The organism is Streptomyces sp. NPDC086080, from assembly GCF_044540255.1.
In the GTDB taxonomy this organism is placed as follows: domain Bacteria; phylum Actinomycetota; class Actinomycetes; order Streptomycetales; family Streptomycetaceae; genus Streptomyces.
On record NZ_JBITRU010000015.1, the window covers coordinates 107845 to 125198 of the forward strand.

Sequence of the window (17354 nt, forward strand, 5' to 3'; positions counted from 1 at the left end):
ACCTCTCGGAACGTTGGAAAACGGCTTCCGGCCCCGTCCACAGGGGAACAGGGGCCGACCGCCGGCTTGGGGATGGGCCGACGGCGCGGGCGTGGGCCGGGAAGATGCACAGCGCCATGACTGGCGTCCGTATTCCTTCCACGGCTGTCACCTCTTAGGTCATCGCGTTCTCCCCAGGAGCGTTACGCCCAATTCGCGTGGCCCGAGTCACACCCCGTAAATAATCATAAGCGCCCATACAAGGACAGAAGTGTTCACTCAGGGGCGAGGAGGTCGTCCCCGCGGGCCTCTCCGGACCTCCATGGGCCTCTATGGGCCTCTATGGGCCTCTGCGCCCTTCTCGCCGTCGGACCCTGGGGGATCGGTCGACGATCCCACAGGGCCCGGCGGGGGACGACGCGACGGCGAGACGCTGCCACAGGAGGGGGTGGCACGCCGCACCGGGCCGTCCGTGGAACGCGGTCAGTGCTCGCGCGGGGCGGGCACCACCCGTTCCACCTCGGGATGGACGGTGAGGAGCTGCCGCATGGCCGCCTCGGCCGCCGCGCCGTCGCCGCTCGCGAGGGCGTCGAGGATCCGGCCGTGGTGCGCCGGGGAGGTCTCGTTCGGCCGCTCACAGCCCGTGACCGGGCCACCGGACACATGCAGGGCGGCGGAGACGATCCCGGAGAGGTGCTCCAGCATCCGGTTGCCCGCCACCTGGATGAGCAGGGAGTGGAACTCGGAGTCGGCACGGGCGAACGTCAGCGCGTCCCCCTGTCCCATCGCGTGCCCCATGATCTCCACCATGTCGGACAGGCGCTGCTGGACGTCCTCCCGCCCGTGACCGGCCGCGAGGCGGGCAGCGAGCGGCTCGATCGTCCAGCGCAGCTCGCTGAGCTCACGGCGCTGGTCGTCGCGCTGCGGCCCGTAGGCCCGCCACTCGATGATGTCCGGATCGAGGAGGTTCCAGTCACTGACGGGGCGCACGCGCGTGCCGACGTTCGGCCGGGCGCTGACCAGGCCCTTGGCCTCCAGGACACGGAGCGACTCGCGGACGACGGTGCGGGAGACCTCGAAGCGCTGGCCGATCTCCTCCGGCACCAGCGGGCGGTCAGCGCCCAGGTCTCCCGAAACGATCATCTGCCCCAACTGCTGGACGAGTTGGCCGTGCAGTCCGCGTCCGCGGCTGCCCCCGGCGCGCCGACCCACACGGCCGAGCTCCGGGTCCGCGGCGTCCCAGACGGGGGCCCCGGCACGGTCGGCGGGGGGCGCTTCGCCGTAGGGGTAGCGGTCGATTTCGCCCGGGCTCGCGAGGCCGGAGTCTGCGGAGCGGGCGGCGGTCATCATGGTGTGCGCAAGGGTACTCACGCATCCTTTGTCGGCGTCGTTTCCAACTCCCTTGAGGTCTTTGGTGAAAAGCACACGAAAGGGTGATCGCTCACCTCGTCGCAATTGACGCCTTATCGTAAAGAAGTGGGCTTTTCGCGATAAGTTGTGGGCATGAGCGGGCTGATATGCGCAGGGACGGTCGTCATCGGACTCTGCTGCGCAGGTTGGTGATCAGGTACGCGCAGAGCAGCACCGCCAGTGACAACGCCAGTGCTCCGCCCACGGGTTGGGCGATCACACGCAGCACCGCGTCCAGCCGGTGCTCTCCCCCGAAGGGCCACCTGAGCGGCAGCCCCTCGCGCAGCCGCTCCGAAAGGGGGGCCGGGGTACGCACCGACGGGCCTTCGAAGACCTTGCGCACGAGCGGTACGACGAGGAGGGGTACGGCGACAACCGCCGCCACCCCGGCGGTGGTGGACCGGAAGACGCCCGCGGCCAGTACGCCGGCGCAGGCGCACCCCGTCACCAGGCCGAGCCACGCCGCACTCAGCGGGAGCCAGTCGGCGGGAACCCGGACGACCTCCGCTCCGTAGACGAGGTAGAGCAGTTCGGCGTCGCATCCGACGGTCAGGACGGCCAGCACCAGCGCGGTGGCCGAGGCGACGAGGAGTTTCGCGGTCAGCAGCCCCAGGCGCCGGGGGACGGTGCCGCGGTCCGCCGCCAGCGCGGGGTGCCGGAACTCGTCGCCGAAGGCCAGCGCGCCGAGCAGTCCCGCCCCGAGGGCCGCGGGCGGCAGCGGCAACTCCTGCGGCCAGGCGGCCAGCAGTCGCGGCTGCGGGGTGTGCCCGACGCGCGCCAGCAGTACGGCGGTGAGCGCGGACACGAGGAGCACCACGGCCCCGACGAGGTATCCCGTGCCGACACCGGTGGCACGGCGGATCTCGTAGCGGACGGGACGCAGCGGCCGGGGCGCGGGACGTACGGAGACGGGTGGGGGCAAGGCGGCCCCGCCGTCGGACGCGTGGCCGGCGTGGAGCGTGCGGCGGCCGGTCCGGCGCGGGCCGCGCGGGGAGGCCTGCCCGGAGCCCTCGGCACCGGCTTCCCCGGGCGCGGTCCGGTCGCCGGGCACGGGCGTGAGGGTGGCTTCTTCGGCCGGGGCGGCGGCCACTGCCTGCCGGGGGGCGTCCGCCGCGGGCTCCACAGCGTCCGCGGCCTGTTCCACCGCCCCCGCGCCGGGGCCCATGTCGCCCACCTCGTCGGCCAGTTGGTGCACGACGATACCGTTGCGGAACGCTGTCTCACCGATGGCCGCGCAGCTACTGCCGTAGACGCAGAGGCGGTTGCCGCCCTCCCGCACGACCTCGACGGACCGCTGCGTGGTGCGTGCCTCCTGCGCCAGCAGAACCGAAAGGCGTGCGGCGTGCGGGCTGCGGACCGCCACACGGGGGCGCAGCCGGGTGCGGCGGAACTCCGCGGCCTCCTGGTCGGCGACGAGCCTTCCCCCTTCCAGCGTGACCACGTGGTCCGCGATCCGCGCGGCCTCCTTCGGGTCCGCCGTCGTGCACAGCACCGTGCCGCCCTGGGCCGCGTGCGTCCGGAGCAGCCCGTGCAGCCACTGTTTCTCCCCGGGGGAGAGCCCCCGCGCGGGGTCGTCCAGCACGAGCGTATGGGGGTCCGGCAGGAGCGCGCAGGCCAGGCCCAGGCGGCGGTCCATGCCGCGCGACAGGGTGCCGAGGCGTTCGTCGCGCAGACTCACGAGCCCCACCGCTTCGAGGACTTCGTCGGCACGGCGGCCCGGAACACCCGAGGCCGCGCAGAGCATGCGGAGATGTCCACGTACCGTGCGCGCGGGGTGCCCCGGTACCTCGCCCAGCAGGACGCCGACCTCGCGGGCGGGGTGAGGGATGCGGTGGAGCGGGCGGCCTCTGAAGTAGGTGATGCCACGCCCGCGTTGGAGTTCGAGCATCAGCCCGAGCGCCGCCGTCTTGCCGGCTCCCGGCGCTCCGAGCAACGCGGTGACGCGTCCCGCGTGCGCCTCGAAGGAGACGTCGTCGACGGCGGGAGGGAGCTCTTTACGGGGGCTGCTGGTCAGTCCGATGGCCTGGATCACCCGATGCAAGATAGCGCGCCAATGGGGATTTTTCGGGCATCACGCGGCTCGCTGCGCAGGGACGTACGTGCCGCCGGGGCCCGCCGACGGCCGGCCCGGGCCTTCGCGTCAGACCTCGGGGCGCAGCATCGGGGGGTTGAGCAGAGTGGCGCCGCCGGCCCGGAAGAGCTGGGCGGGGCGGCCACCCTGCCGGGTGGTCGTGCCTCCGGTCGGGACCAGGAAGCCGGGCGTGCCCGTCACCTTGCGGTGGAAGTTGCGCGGGTCCAGCGCCACGCCCCAGACCGCCTCGTAGACCCGGCGCAGCTCGCCGACGGTGAACTCGGGCGGACAGAAGGCCGTCGCCAGCGAGGAGTACTCGATCTTGGAACGGGCGCGCTCCACCCCGTCCGACAGGATCTGCGCGTGGTCGAAGGCGAGCGGTGCCACCGGCTCACCGTCCCGGCCGTGACCTCCTTGCTGCAGCAGTTCGTCGACGGGCGCCCAGCGTGCGTTGCTGGCGTCACCGCCGGCCCGGGGCGCGGGCAGGTCGGGGGCCAGCGCGAGATGCGCGACACTGACGACACGCATCCGTGGATCGCGTTCGGGATCACCGTAGGTGGCGAGCTGTTCCAGGTGAGCGCCGTGGTCCTGGGCGGGGACGGCCGGGTCGTGCACCTGCAGCCCCGTTTCCTCGGCCAGTTCCCGGGCCGCCGCCTGCGCCAGATCCTCGTCGGCCCGTACGAAGCCGCCCGGGAGCGCCCAGCGCCCCTGGAACGGCGGTTCGCCCCTGCGTACCGCCAGCGCGCACAGCGCATGACGGCGCACGGTCAGCACGACCAGGTCCACGGTGACGGCGAAGGGCGGAAAGGCTGACGGGTCGTAAGGCATGCGGTGATCATAGTCGTCTGCCTGACGATAAACACTCCCTTCGCCGGTCGCACCGGAAAGCTCCGCCCGCGGGCGGGTCGGGTTTCCCCGCAGCGGCCTCCCCGGGAACCAAGCGCGGTCGGCGGCGCTGTTCCGACCGCACCGGGAGCGGCTTTCCGCCCGGCCAACGGACCCGGCACCGGGCCCAGTCGCCGTCAGGCACGGTGGAGACCCCTTCGCCTGCCGCTGGTTTGTTGCGCGTGTTCGCCGCCCCGCGGCCGTCGCGCCCGCGTGCGCGCCTGCCGTGTGGGGCAGAGCGTAGAGGTCTTCCGCCTGGGGCCCGGCGCAGCCGGGAGCCGTGGCAGGCCCACCGGCCGGCCGGTGGGAGGGAGGCCTTCTCCGTACCCGCAGCGCCTGGGGCGGGCACGACCCGAGAGCACGTTCGGCCGGACAGGTGCGGTGGGTGCGCACGCTGTCCAGGCGGTCCCCGCTCAGGTGAACGGCACCGGTCTGGTCCTGGTCACGTCCCAGGCCGCGCCCACCGCCCCCCTGTCCGCCGTGCCTCCCTTCCGGACATGGTCGTCATCTCTCATTCCTCGCCGTCACCGATCTGACGACCGGTCTGCGGCCTTTCCTGCCGGACACCGTTTCGTGCGCCCGGAACCGCCGGGCCCGGACGCGCGCCGCCGGGCCGCTTCCCGCGCCCTTCCCCACCGCCAGGGCGCGCGCCGCCTGCCGCGCCCGCGCCGGGGCGGGTGCTCCCCGCCGCCGCCCGCGGACGCGGTAGGCGTCCTCCCGGCCGGCCGTCCTCCGCGCGCACCCGCCGGGACGCACCACCGCCCTGCCCGGACGCGCGTGTGCGGTGCCCGCGGGGCAGAGCGGGCACATCCGGGCCGGCAGCCCCTGGTCCCGCGCCCGGTGCCCGCACCCGGCCATGGTCCGCCCCGGACGCTGCCGGGCCAGAATCGAGGGGGGACGGCAAGGACCCGTGGCCGGTCCGCCCGCCCGGGTCCGTGTCCACGGCCGGCGCGTCGGGGGGCGTGTCTTCATGGCTCTCGCGTTCGGTGCGCAGACAGCGGCGGACCGACTCCGGGTCGAGGCCCTCGTTGCACGCCTGATGCAGCAGACGGGCGAAGAGGTAGTCGGGGTCGGCCCCGAGCGCCATGGCGAGTGCCTCGCGGGCCTCCAGTTCGTCACCGGTGGACCAGGCGACCCACCCGGCGAGGGTGAGGGGCGCCGCGGCGTGCTCGCCGTACGGTCCGACGCAGCGGCGCGCCAGTGCGCGCCACAGACGGAGAGCGGCACCCGCCTCGACGCCCTCCATCCACTCGGCCGCACGGTCGCGGGTCGTGCGGTCCTGCAGGCCGAGGATCAGCGTCGCGGCCTCGTCGTGCCCGAGCAGATCGTCGTCCCGCAGATCCGCGGGAAGCGTGCCGGACACGGGCGGGGCGGCGGCGAGGCGGTCCATGACCCGCTCGGCCAGGCTCAGCGTCCGAGCGGCCACCTCCTGGCGGCTCGCCGCGTCGAGGATCCTGGGGACCAGCGCCATTCCGGCGGCGTCCAGCGCCTTCTGCTGTTCGAGGGACGCCGGGGTCTCCCAGGGCAGGAACCTGGCGCGCAGTTCGCCCAGAGTGCCGCGAACCTGGAGTCCGGCGTAGGCCGCGGCGGCGGCCAGCACCGAGGTGCCGGGCAGGCCCAGCGGTGTCCCCTCGGCCGGACAGCATGCCTCCACGTCACAGCAGTACGACCAGAAGCGGCCGCCCGAGACGCACAGGGCCTCCACGACCGGGATGTCCAGGGCACCGCACTCCAGACGCAGGGTGCGGGCGAGCGGACCCAGTCGCTCCTTGACCTGCCGGCCGGATTCGTCCCGGCCCGGCTCGCGGCAGAGGAAGACGACCATCTGTTCGGGCCGGGCGCCCCGGCGCTCGCTGCCCGTCACCAGGCCGTGGACCAGCTGACGGGCGGCGGCGGGCCAGTCGTCCGCGTTGCCGGGGATACCGAGCCTGGCACGGCCGCCGAAGCGGCCGCGGCCGTCCCTGTCGTGCAGGGCGACCAGCACGATGCTGTCCTCGGGGCGGTAGCCGAGGAGGTAGGGCAGGGCGTCGGCGAGCTCGGACGGGCTGCGCAGCGTGACCTGCTGTACATCGCCATGGCCGTCGTACGCGGTGCGGCCGATGTCCTCGGGGGTCGGAGTGCCGTGCTCCGTGCCGTCGTCCGGCCGGTCCCGCGGCGGAAGGCCGGCGTGCGCACGCCTGTCATGCCCTGAAATGTCACCGTTCTCGGGGGATCCAGTGGTTTCGCTGTGATTCGTCATGCCCAGACGATCTCGCGGATTACGAGATTCCGGTTCCCCTGTGGATAACTCGCGCCGGCGCCTGTCGCCCGTCCCACCGCTGCGGGGTGTTCCACCTGAACCCAGCAGCGCCCGACCGCATGTCGGTGCCGTCCTGTTGTATGGGTCCCATGGAGCACACGAGCAACGCGGATCTCCGGGCGGACGCCGACACGGTCCTCGCCCGACTCGTCGGGGACACCTCGGGCGAGGCCCGGCTTCGCGAGGACCAGTGGCGGGCCATCGAGGCGCTGGTCGCCGACAAGCGACGGGCCCTGGTCGTCCAGCGCACGGGCTGGGGCAAGTCCGCCGTCTACTTCGTGGCCACGTCACTGCTGCGGGCTCGGGGCAGCGGCCCCACCGTGATCGTCTCCCCGCTCCTGGCGCTCATGCGCAACCAGGTGGAGGCGGCGGCCAGAGCCGGCATCCGCGCCCGGACCATCAACTCCTCCAACAGCGAGGAATGGGAATCGGTCCAGCAAGAGATCGCCGCGGGCGATGTGGATGTGCTGCTGGTGAGTCCCGAGCGGCTGAACAACCCGGACTTCCGCGACCAGGTCCTGCCCAGGCTCTCCGCGGCGACCGGGCTCCTCGTGGTCGACGAGGCACACTGCATCTCCGACTGGGGCCACGACTTCCGCCCGGACTACCGCCGGCTGCGCACCATGCTCAGCGACCTCCCCGACGGCGTACCCGTACTCGCCACCACCGCCACCGCCAACGCGCGCGTCACCGCCGACGTCGCGGAGCAACTCGGCACGGGCGGCTCGTCGGACGCGCTGGTCCTGCGGGGTCCGCTGAACCGGGAGAGTCTGAGCCTGAGCGTGCTACCCCTGCCGGACGCCGCCCACCGGATGGCCTGGCTTTCCGACCATCTGGACGAACTCCCGGGTTCGGGGATCATCTACACACTGACCGTGGCCGCCGCCGAGGAGGTCACCGCCTTCCTGCGGCAGCGCGGTCACACCGTCGCCTCGTACACCGGCCGGACGGAGGACGCCGACCGCCGGCAGGCCGAGGAGGACCTGCTGGCCAACAAGGTGAAGGCGCTGGTCGCCACCTCCGCACTCGGCATGGGCTTCGACAAGCCCGACCTTGGCTTCGTGGTCCATCTCGGCTCACCGTCCTCCCCCATCTCCTACTACCAGCAGGTGGGCCGTGCCGGTCGCGGTGTCCGGCATGCCGAGGTGCTGCTCCTTCCCGGGAAGGAGGACGAGGCGATCTGGGAGTACTTCGCCTCGCTCGCCTTCCCCTCGGAGGACCTGGTGCGTCGCACCCTCGACGTCCTCGCGCGTGCGGAGCGGCCCATGTCGCTGCCGGCCCTCGAGCCGCTGGTGGAGCTGCGCCGCTCCCGGCTGGAGACCATGCTCAAGGTGCTCGACGTGGACGGGGCGGTGAAGCGGGTCAAGGGCGGCTGGATCGGCACCGGCCGGCCGTGGACGTACGACGCCGAGCGGTACGCCTGGGTGGCACGCCAGCGCAAGACCGAACAGCAGGCGATGCGCGAGTACGCCGCGACCTCCGACTGCCGGATGGAGTTCCTGCAGCGCCAGTTGGACGACGAGGGCGCCAAGCCCTGCGGCCGCTGCGACAACTGCGCGGGCGCGCGCTACACCGCGGAGGCCTCCGCGGTGGCACTCGAGGCGGCCCGGGTGGACCTGGTCCGGGCGGGCGTCGAGGTGGAGCCCCGGAAGATGTGGCCCACCGGTCTGCCGGCGATCGGCATGGAGCTCAAGGGCCGTATTCCGGCCGGGGAACAGGCCGCTCAAGGGAGGGCTCTGGGGCGTCTGTCGGACATCGGCTGGGGCAACCGGCTGCGGCCGATGCTCGCGCCCCAGGCACCGGACGGGCCGGTACCGGACGATGTCGCGGGCGCCGTGGTGGGCGTGCTGGCCGACTGGGCCAAGGGCCCCGGCGGCTGGGCCTCAGGCGCGGCGGACGCCCGGCCCCGGCCCGTGGGGGTGGTGACCCTCGCCTCGCGCACCCGGCCCCGGCTGATCCACTCCCTGGGGGAGCGCATCGCGGAGGTCGGCCGGCTGCCGCTGCTGGGGTCGGTGTCCTACACGGGGGAGGCGCAGCCCGCTCCCCGGAGCAACAGCGCACAGCGCCTCAAGGCCCTCGACGGGGCACTCACCGTGCCGCCCGACCTCGCGGCCGCACTCGCGCGGGCGGACGGCCCGGTTCTCCTGGTCGACGACTACACCGAGACGGGCTGGACCCTCGCGGTCGCGGCGCGCCTGCTGCGGCGTGCCGGTGCACAGGGCGTACTGCCGCTGGTGCTGGCCGTACAGGGCTGATGGATTCAGTCCACCCCGCGGGTGGGGATATTAGCCGTAGAACGTCCGATACCGGGCTGCTGTCCCAATTGCTCGTTGCCGCATCCAAGTTCGACAGGAAGAATTGAAGTCCGCACCCGCACGGCTCGCCCGCCGATCAGGTAGGGCTCTGTTGCGTGCGCGCTCCCCGAATCCGACCCCGCCCGCAGTGCGGGCGTAGCCGAAGGGAGGACCGTGACCTTCGGATTCGCTCCGTCCTCGGCGGCATCGCTGTCGACGTCCGCCGCTTCCGCCACGCGTGTGCTCGAGCCCGCGGAGTGGGCCGCCGCGGGAATCCCGCTGCTGCGCAATCCGCGCGAGGTCGTCAGCGGACTGCACGCACGGCACCGTCCCGGTCCGGCGACCGCGGTCGTCGCCGTGCTCGACCCGGACGAACGTCTGCGGGCGAGCGCCTCGTTCACCCGCCGCACCTCCGCCGCGGACGGCTGGATGCTGCGCAACGTGCTGCTGGCCCAGCTGCGCCGGGTCATCCCCCACGACCTGCGGCGCCGCACACCGGTGCGCACCGCCGTGCTGCTCTACTGCCGTGACGGCGAAGCCCGTTGGACGGAGGAGGACGGCGCGTGGATGTGGGGCCTGCGGGACGCCTGCACCCTGCACGGGCTGCGCTGCGGGGCGTACATCACGCTCACCCGTGACGGCTGGCAGGTGCTCGGTGAGGGGCGGGGTGGCCGCCACCCCAATGCGAGCTCGGCACCGGAGCCGTTCGCGCTGTCCGAGGCGCCACCCCGGATACCACGCACCGGCGGTGTCGCGTCGGACGTGCTGCGCCGCGCGGCGGCGCGCTGACGTTCCCGCGGACGGCCGCACGCCTGCGGACGGTGCCGGGCGCCGTTCCGCGGACGGTGTCGGCGGAACACCCGTCCTCGTCCGGACACCGGGCCCGCGCGGCCGTTCGGGCACGGGACCGCGCGGAACCGCCGACGCCGCGTCAGGCCCCGCCTCGGCCGCCCCGTCCGCGGCCATGGCATCAGGACGGCAGGGGCAGGCGTGCGTCGGCCCTCGGGCCAGGGCATGCCCGGACGCCGCACGGGCGGACGCCGCAGCCACGGCATTCGCACCACCCCACGGCGTCCGCTCGACCACCGTGGCGCCGGCTCAGACAGTCGCGCCCAGCACCGAGTTGATCCGCTGCGGGTCGCCGCAGACGATCAGCAGGGCACCGGCCCGGGTATGAGCCACCGACAGCGCGGAGACGGCCGCGGCCTCCGGGCCTCCGTTGACGGCGACCACGACGACGGGCCGCGTTCCGGCGCGGTCCGCCACCCGGGCGTCCGCGTAGAAGACGTCGTCGCCGGCATCGTGCTGCGCCCAGTAGGAGGCTTCACCGAAGGACAGTTCGTGGGTTGCCCACGGGTGCGGCTCGCCGGTGGTGACCACCAGCATGTCACCGGGGGCGCGGCCCGAGTCCAGCAGCAGGTCCACGGCCTCCTCGGCGGCGGCGAGCGCCCCCTCGGCCGAGGCCGGGATCAACTGGATCTGCGGGGTGACCGCAGCGGGTGCGGACCGGTCCGCGGAACCGGGCTCGGGCGTGGGACCGGGCTCGGTTGCCGCGGCGGGCTTGGCCGCGGGAGCCGCATCGCGCGGCGCACGCTGCGCCGGCGGCGCGGGCCGCGGCGGGCCGGGACGACCGGGACGCGACGGAGCCGCGGGGCGGGGACCGGGTACGGGGCGGGGGGTCGACGCGGTGCGGCCGTTGGCCGGCGCGGCGTGGGGACCCTGGGCACTCTCGTGAATCTGAGGCTCCTCGGGAGGGAGAGGCATAAGCTGATTCTTATCAAACGTCGGTGCGGCTCGCGCCGCCGGGTGGCACATCAGTGCGAGCGGTGCGTCAGAAGTCGAAGCCGAGCTGGCCCTCGATCTCCGGAACACGCGCGTCGGTCCAGCCGCGGACCTTCTTGAGGTGCCGCCACTGGGGCAGCGCATCAAGATACGCCCACGACAACCGGTGGTACGGGGTGGGTCCCCGGACCTCCAGTGCGGCCTTGTGCACGGGCGACGGATACCCGGCGTTGTCCGCAAAACCGAAGTCTGCATGGTCGACGCCCAGTTCGGCCATCATTTTGTCGCGCTGAACCTTGGCGATCACCGAGGCCGCCGCGACCGCCACGCACGACTGGTCACCCTTGATGACCGTACGGACCCGCCAGGGAGACCCGAGATAGTCGTGCTTGCCGTCGAGGATCACCGCGTCGGGCCGGACCGGCAGCGCCTCCAGAGCGCGCACCGCCGCCAGCCGCAGCGCGGCCGTCATTCCCAGTTCGTCGATCTCCTCGGGCGAGGCGTGCCCCAGGGCGTGCGACGTCACCCAGGTCCGCAACGTCTCGGCGAGCGCGGTGCGCCGCTTGACGGTGAGGAGCTTGGAGTCGGTCAGACCCTCCGGGGGCCGGCGCAGTCCGGTGATCGCCGCACAGACGGTGACCGGGCCGGCCCAGGCGCCGCGCCCCACCTCGTCGACACCTGCGACGATCTTCGCCCCGGTCGTGGCGCGCAGTGAGCGCTCGACGGTGTGAGTAGGTGGTTCGTACGGCATGGCGCCCTTAGCGTACGCCGCCCGTGACGACGCGCGACACCCCGGTCCCCGGGTGACACCGGGGGCCGCGCGGCGCGCGGATCACGAGCCGCCGCACCGCAGCAGCGGAACCATCAACTGGTCGATCATCTCCTCCAGATCGACGTCCGCGAGTTCACTGCCGCACATCTTCGACCGGTACATCATCATCGCCGGGAGGACGTCGAAGACACAGCCGTTCGCCGCCTCGGCACGCGCCTCTCCCCGCTTGATTCCACGCTCGATCACCTCACGCAGCATTCTGAGGACCGGCTCCACGACCCCCTCGAAGATGACGGCATGGAAGCGCTCGGCCTGTGCGCTGTCACATTCGTAAATCACCGAGCGCACCGCGAACCCGGCGGGGGAGAACATCGCATCGCGCGCTCGCCGGCACAGGTCCAGCAGATCCTCGCGCACGCTCCCCAGGTCCGGTACCGCGTCGAACTGCGGCAGGCCGGCCCGGAGCGCGTCCGCGACCAGATCCTCCTTGGACGACCAGCGCCGGTAGACGGCGGCCTTGCCGGTCTGGGCGGCGGCGGCGACACCCTCCATCGTCAGGCCGTTCCAGCCGACCGTACTCAGCTGCTCCAGGGCGGCATCGAGGATCGCGCGATCCAGCACTGCGCCGCGACGGCGGGAAGCGGCCGTCCGGGCGTGAGCGGTCGCCCAGCTCGAAGTAACCATCTGAACTCTCTCCAACGAGCGGCGGACATGGGCATTCGGGGATGAAAGGCGCACAGCGCGGCGACTGAGGGGGACACGCCGAGCGGCACGCTTTAAGTGAACGCTTGCGTTCACTGTCGAGGACTCCTACCTTTGTCGCAACAGTGAACGCGAGCGTTCACTGACAGACTCGTGGGGGACCCATAGTGACAACCTCTCCGTTGATCCATGACCAGAAACCGGGTGCGGCCCGCCGGGAGGGGCATCCCGGCATCGCGCTCACCGTCATCGCGGCCTGCCAACTCATGGTGGTACTCGACGCGACAATTGTGAACATCGCGCTGCCGCACATCCAGAACGCTCTCCGGTTCAGCACCACCGACCTCACCTGGGTGGTCAGCGCCTACACCCTGACCTTCGGCGGTCTGCTGCTGCTCGGCGGCCGCGCGGGCGACATCCTCGGCCGCCGCCGTGTCTTCATGAGCGGCATCCTGCTGTTCACCTTCGCCTCGCTGCTCGGCGGGTTCGCCCAGGAGCCGTGGCAGCTGCTGGCCGCACGCGTACTGCAGGGTGTGGGAGGCGCGATCGCGTCGCCCACCTCGCTGGCACTCATCACCACCACCTTCCCGGAAGGGCCCGAGCGCAACCGGGCCTTCGGTGTCTTCGCCGCGGTCTCCGCGGGCGGTGGCGCCATCGGCCTGCTCGCGGGCGGCATGCTCACCGAGTGGCTCGACTGGCGCTGGGTGCTCTTCGTCAATGTGCCGATCGGCCTGCTGATCGCCGTACTCACACCGATGTACATCAACGAGTCCGAGCGGCACACCGGCCGCTTCGACATCGCGGGTGCGGTGACCTCGACCGCAGGCATGGCCTCCCTCGTCTACGGCTTCATACGCGCGGCGGAGGAAGGCTGGCGGGACAGTCTGACCATCGGCTCCTTCGCGGCCGCCGTGGTCCTGCTGGTGGCCTTCGCGCTGATCGAGTCCCGGGCCAAGGAACCGATCACCCCGCTGCGCATGTTCACCGACCGCAACCGCGCGGGCACGTATGTGATCATGCTCAGCCTGGCCGCGGCGATGTTCGGCATGTTCTTCTACATCGTCCTCTTCGTGCAGAACGTCCTCGGGTACACCCCGATCGAGGCGGGCCTGGCCTTCCTTCCGGTGACGGTCGTGATCGCTCTCGGGGCGGGTCTGTCGCAGCGGTTCCTTCCCGTGTTCGGCCCCAAGCCGTTCATGCTCGTCGGTTCGGCTCTCGCCGCGACCGGACTGGCCTGGCAGACACTGATCAGCTCCGACAGCTCCTATGTCACCGGTATCCTGGGCCCGATGCTGGTCTTCGGCTTCGGTATGGGCCTGAACTTCGTGACACTGACGCTCACCGCGGTCTCCGGGGTCGCCCAGCACGAGGCCGGCGCCGCGTCCGGGCTCCTCAACGCAACCCAGCAGGTGGGCGGGTCGGTGGGCCTGGCCCTGCTGACGACGGTGTTCGGCACGGCGAGCAGGGACGAGGCGGACAAGCAGGTCGCGGCCTTCCTCGCCGAGGGGACGGCCGAGCAGAAGGCGGAGTTCGCCCAGACACAGCAACTGCCGGAGCCCTGGGGACACGAGGTGCTCACGCAGGGCATCTCCACGGCCTTCATCCCCGCTGCCGCGATGGCCGTACTGGCCCTGGCCACCGCGTGGTTCGTCATCCGGGTCCGCAAGAGCGACCTGGAGGCACTGTCCGGCACGGCCGGACCCGGGATGGGCTGACCCGGCCCGGGACGAGCCGGGACCACCGCGGGTCCGGCCCGGCGGCTCCCCGACCGACGTCACGGGGGTCGGCCGGGGAGCGCCGGGCCGGCCCGCGCGGCAGAGCGCCACAGCCCCCAGGGCGAGCAGCACGACGAGCCACACATTCATGATCACCGCAACCGCCCCCTTCCCGGCTGGACCGGCACGACCGGCACGACCTACGCGGCGGCGCACCGCGCGGCACTCCGGTAACTGTCAGGCCTCATGCCTCACACAGTGGATGTCCCGACAACGAACGACCTGTCACAGAGAGTTCCCGACGCACACGGAGAGTTCCGACGTCTCCAGGCTTCACACCGAACTCTCCAGGCCTCAGAGCGAGGTCCGCAGCCAGTCGGGAAGCGGCTCGACCCGGTCGGCCCACTCGGCGGGCGGCGCCCCGGCCTTCCCCGCGGCGACCACCCCACCGACGATCGCACAGGTCGTGTCCACGTCTCCGCCCACCTGCGCGGTCGTCCAGAAGGCCCGCTCGTAGTCGCCGAGAGACCGGGCGGCCGACCAGAGCGCGAAGGGGACGGTGTCATGCGCCGTCGTACGCCGTCCGCAGCCGAGCACCGCCGCGACCGTCGCGGCGTCGCTGTAGTCCAGCATGTCCCGAGCCCGGCGCAGTCCCGCGCCGACCGCGCTTCGCGCGGGCACCAGGTCGATCACCCCGTCGAGGAGGGTGTCAGGCCCGGGCGGCCCTCCAGGGGCGGTGGCGAGCGCGGCGGCCGCGGCGACGGCCATGGCACCGACCACCGCCTCGCGATGCTGATGCGTGGGGTAGGCGGAGATCTCGGCCTGGTGCGTGGCCTGCTCCGGGTCGTCCGCGTACCAGGCGCCCAGCGGCGCGATCCGCATGGCGGCGCCGTTCCCCCACGATCCCTGTCCGTTGAAGAGGCCCGCGGCCAGCTCGCGCCAGTCCCCGCCCTCCCGGACCAGCCGCAGCAGCCGGTTGACCGCGGGACCGTACCCCCGGTCGAAGTCGTGATGCACGGCGAAGGACCGGGCGAGGGCGTCCTGGTCGATCCGGTGGTGCGCGGCCAGGACGGTGACGACGGAGCACGCCATCTCCGTGTCATCGGTCCACTGCCAGGGGCCCGGGGGCAGCTCGCGGCGCTTGAGCAGCGGGTAGTTCACCGGCACGAAGAACTGGGAGCCGAGTGCGTCCCCCACCGACAGTCCGCGCAGGCAGGCCAGGGCGCGCTCCAGGCGCCCGGCGGGAGAGGATTCAGCGGTCATCGCCCTGCCACTCTATCCGTGCCCCCGTCTATCCGGTGATTCCGTACGGTTCCGGTTCACGCCAGCGTACGAAGGGCCGGTCGAGGGTGTACTTGCCGTTCTCCCCCAGAACGAGCATCCGCATCTCGGCGTTCCCCGGGTTGGACAGCGACTCGAACTCCGCCACCGTCCAGTGGAACCACCGCATGCAGAACAGCCGCATCGCCAGACCGTGGGTGACGATCATGACGTTCGGCGGATGGTCGGGCTCCTCGAAGCTGCGGAACAGGCTCTCCAGGAAACCACCGACGCGGTCGTACACATCTGCTCCGGACTCGCCCTGGGCGAACCGGTAGAAGAAGTGCCCGTAGGCGTCCCGGTACGCCTTCTGCAGACGCACGTCCTCACGGTCCTGCCAGTTGCCCCAGTCCTGCTCGCGCAGCCTCGGCTCCTCGCGCACCCGTATCAGCCCGGGGTCCAGCCCGAAGGCACGCAGCGTCTGGTGCGTCCGGCGGTACGGGGAGACATACACGCTCACGCGCTCGTGGCCGAACAGTTTCCGCAACCGCTCCCCCGTCTCCTCCGCCTGCCGTCGGCCCCGCTCGGTCAGGGCCAGGGCGTGATCGGGTTCGCGCTCATAAACGGAGTCGTCAACATTGCCCGTTGATTCACCGTGCCGGACAAGGACGATGCGCCGTGGTCGTGCCATGCCAAGACCCTAGATCGGGTGACGCCCGTACGGGCAATCGTGCGGGCCCCATACGGCGTACGTCACACCTGTACCGCAGCGCGCACCGCGTACCACGCACCGCACAGGCGTGCTCCGTTCCGTATCCGGAGCTCACACCGTCCAGGCCGCCTCCATGTCCACGATGTCCCCCGTGAGGGCCGCGACATCGGCCTCCGTCTGCGCCCTCAGGGCGAGGCGCTCCACCCTTTCGGTGCGGTACTTGCCGTGCTCGGCGGCCGAGCGCCACATCGACAGCACCAGGAACTCGCTCCCGGGCGCCTCGCCGAACAGCCCCCGGATCATGCCGGGCGAGCCGGCCATCGCCGGGTTCCAGACCTTCTCCTGCATCAGTACGAAGTGTTCCGCCCGCTCCTCGTGGACCCGGCACAGCGCCACCCTGAGCAGGTCGGCGTCGGTGAAGCGCGGCTCGAATCCGGTCTTCACGTCGAAACGGTGGTCGAAGAGTCTGACCTGGGTGTCCTTGAAGGTCCCCGACTGGGTCGAGGCGAGCCGGTCGTGGGAGCGCGCCATGAAGGAGTCGTAGAAGGCACGGCTCTCCCAGAAGGAGAAGATGTGCGCCACATCCGACCGCCCTCGGCTCCAGCCCCCGCCCTGCCCCCGGAATCCCGGCTCCCCCAGAAGCCCCGCCCACTTCCGCTGCCCCCGCTCAAACCCGCGGCGGTCCACCACGGTGCAGCGAATCCACTTGACCAGCACCGCGCCATCGTAAGGCCCAGGAGCGTGGCGCCGGTCACCCTCGAGGCGACTGGTTCGCGACGTCCGTCACCCTGCGCATGGCAGGATGGACAAACTGCTACGAACGTCCGGCAGTTGAGGTGAGCGGGCAGGACGGTCACGGGAAGGGGAAGACTGGTGAACGGCCTCAACAAGGGCTTCCGCAAGGTCGAGATCGCGCTGAGGTGGGACCCGAGTCCGTCGGGTGAGCCCTCCACCGACCTGGATCTCGTCGCCGCGCCCTATCCGGCGAGTGATCCGCACGGTGATCCCGCCTATGTGGTGCACTTCGACAGTCGCTCCCCCGACGGCACCATCCTGCTCAACCGGGACAGCAAGGACGGCCTCGGCTTCGGCTACGACGAGGTGATGACGCTGGAGCTGGACCGGCTCGACGAGCGGTACGCGCGCGTGGTGGTCGGCGTCGTCATCCAACAGCACCGGACGCGCCGGACGTTCTCCGGGGTGAGCCATCCCGGTCTGCGCATCCGCGAGGGATACACCGTCCTGGCCGAGGACGACTTCGGCGGTGTGCTCGGGGCTATGGCGGCGACCGTCGCGGAGTTCGTCCGCGACGGTGCGGGTCCCTGGGAGTTCCACCCCGGTGTCCAGGGTTTCGACGGCGACCCGGCGGAGTTCTCCCGCAGGATGGGAGCCACCCGCCGGGCCTGACCCGGGCGCGGGCCGGGGCGCCACGGCGAACGGGACGCGCCACGGGACGACGACGCCGGGGGCGGT

Annotated in this window: 14 protein-coding genes; 4 read left to right on the forward strand and 10 right to left on the reverse strand. The window is 72.0% G+C overall.

The features are described from left to right. Nucleotides 1-462 precede the first annotated feature (462 nt). The 4 genes from ACIF9R_RS19400 to ACIF9R_RS19415 all read right to left on the reverse strand — a co-directional run bounded on the left by ACIF9R_RS19400 (nt 463) and on the right by ACIF9R_RS19415 (nt 6584). Nucleotides 463-1350: a FadR/GntR family transcriptional regulator gene (locus ACIF9R_RS19400; protein WP_399981359.1), complete on the reverse strand. Its 888-nt coding sequence runs from the start codon at nt 1348-1350 to the stop codon at nt 463-465. A 163-nt stretch (nt 1351-1513) separates the two neighbouring features. After that, complete coding sequence (locus ACIF9R_RS19405; protein ID WP_399981361.1) at nt 1514-3421, reverse strand: ATP-binding cassette domain-containing protein; 1908 nt, start codon at nt 3419-3421, stop codon at nt 1514-1516. Between the two features lie 108 nt (nt 3422-3529). After that, entirely contained in the window at nt 3530-4288 is a 759-nt protein-coding gene (locus ACIF9R_RS19410; protein WP_399981363.1) for an NUDIX domain-containing protein, read from the reverse strand. 568 nt (nt 4289-4856) lie between these two features. After that, nucleotides 4857-6584, reverse strand: coding sequence for a DUF4192 domain-containing protein (locus tag ACIF9R_RS19415; protein ID WP_399981366.1), 1728 nt, complete (start codon nt 6582-6584; stop codon nt 4857-4859). Nucleotides 6585-6733: 149 nt separating this feature from the next. Between ACIF9R_RS19415 and ACIF9R_RS19420 the strand changes: the two genes are divergently transcribed. Beyond that, nucleotides 6734-8899 carry a RecQ family ATP-dependent DNA helicase gene (locus ACIF9R_RS19420; protein WP_399981369.1) on the forward strand — a complete coding sequence of 722 codons (2166 nt, stop codon included), beginning with the start codon at nt 6734-6736 and terminating at the stop codon, nt 8897-8899. A gap of 213 nt (nt 8900-9112) precedes the next feature. Then, on the forward strand, nt 9113-9727 hold the full coding sequence (locus tag ACIF9R_RS19425; protein WP_399981371.1) for a hypothetical protein: 615 nt from the start codon (nt 9113-9115) through the stop codon (nt 9725-9727). A 309-nt stretch (nt 9728-10036) separates the two neighbouring features. Here the strand turns inward: ACIF9R_RS19425 and ACIF9R_RS19430 are convergent, their stop codons facing one another. From ACIF9R_RS19430 to ACIF9R_RS19440, 3 genes are all read right to left on the reverse strand, one after another. Further along, nucleotides 10037-10702: a hypothetical protein gene (locus ACIF9R_RS19430; protein WP_399981374.1), complete on the reverse strand. Its 666-nt coding sequence runs from the start codon at nt 10700-10702 to the stop codon at nt 10037-10039. A gap of 67 nt (nt 10703-10769) precedes the next feature. Beyond that, on the reverse strand, nt 10770-11471 hold the full coding sequence (locus ACIF9R_RS19435) for a ribonuclease HII (protein WP_399981376.1): 702 nt from the start codon (nt 11469-11471) through the stop codon (nt 10770-10772). 81 nt (nt 11472-11552) lie between these two features. Then, nucleotides 11553-12176 carry a TetR/AcrR family transcriptional regulator gene (locus ACIF9R_RS19440; protein WP_399981379.1) on the reverse strand — a complete coding sequence of 208 codons (624 nt, stop codon included), beginning with the start codon at nt 12174-12176 and terminating at the stop codon, nt 11553-11555. 185 nt (nt 12177-12361) lie between these two features. On the opposite strand from ACIF9R_RS19440, the gene ACIF9R_RS19445 reads away from it, so the two are divergent. Beyond that, nucleotides 12362-13909 carry an MFS transporter gene (locus ACIF9R_RS19445; RefSeq protein WP_399981382.1) on the forward strand — a complete coding sequence of 516 codons (1548 nt, stop codon included), beginning with the start codon at nt 12362-12364 and terminating at the stop codon, nt 13907-13909. A 354-nt stretch (nt 13910-14263) separates the two neighbouring features. Here ACIF9R_RS19445 and ACIF9R_RS19450 read toward each other — a convergent pair whose 3' ends face one another. From ACIF9R_RS19450 to ACIF9R_RS19460, 3 genes are all read right to left on the reverse strand, one after another. After that, nucleotides 14264-15172: an ADP-ribosylglycohydrolase family protein gene (locus tag ACIF9R_RS19450; protein ID WP_399981384.1), complete on the reverse strand. Its 909-nt coding sequence runs from the start codon at nt 15170-15172 to the stop codon at nt 14264-14266. Nucleotides 15173-15200: 28 nt separating this feature from the next. Then, nucleotides 15201-15860, reverse strand: coding sequence for a histidine phosphatase family protein (locus ACIF9R_RS19455; RefSeq protein ID WP_399981386.1), 660 nt, complete (start codon nt 15858-15860; stop codon nt 15201-15203). A 132-nt stretch (nt 15861-15992) separates the two neighbouring features. After that, on the reverse strand, nt 15993-16598 hold the full coding sequence (locus tag ACIF9R_RS19460) for a YdbC family protein (RefSeq protein ID WP_399981389.1): 606 nt from the start codon (nt 16596-16598) through the stop codon (nt 15993-15995). A 156-nt stretch (nt 16599-16754) separates the two neighbouring features. On the opposite strand from ACIF9R_RS19460, the gene ACIF9R_RS19465 reads away from it, so the two are divergent. Continuing rightward, nucleotides 16755-17288 carry a TerD family protein gene (locus ACIF9R_RS19465; protein WP_399981392.1) on the forward strand — a complete coding sequence of 178 codons (534 nt, stop codon included), beginning with the start codon at nt 16755-16757 and terminating at the stop codon, nt 17286-17288. Nucleotides 17289-17354 lie beyond the last annotated feature (66 nt).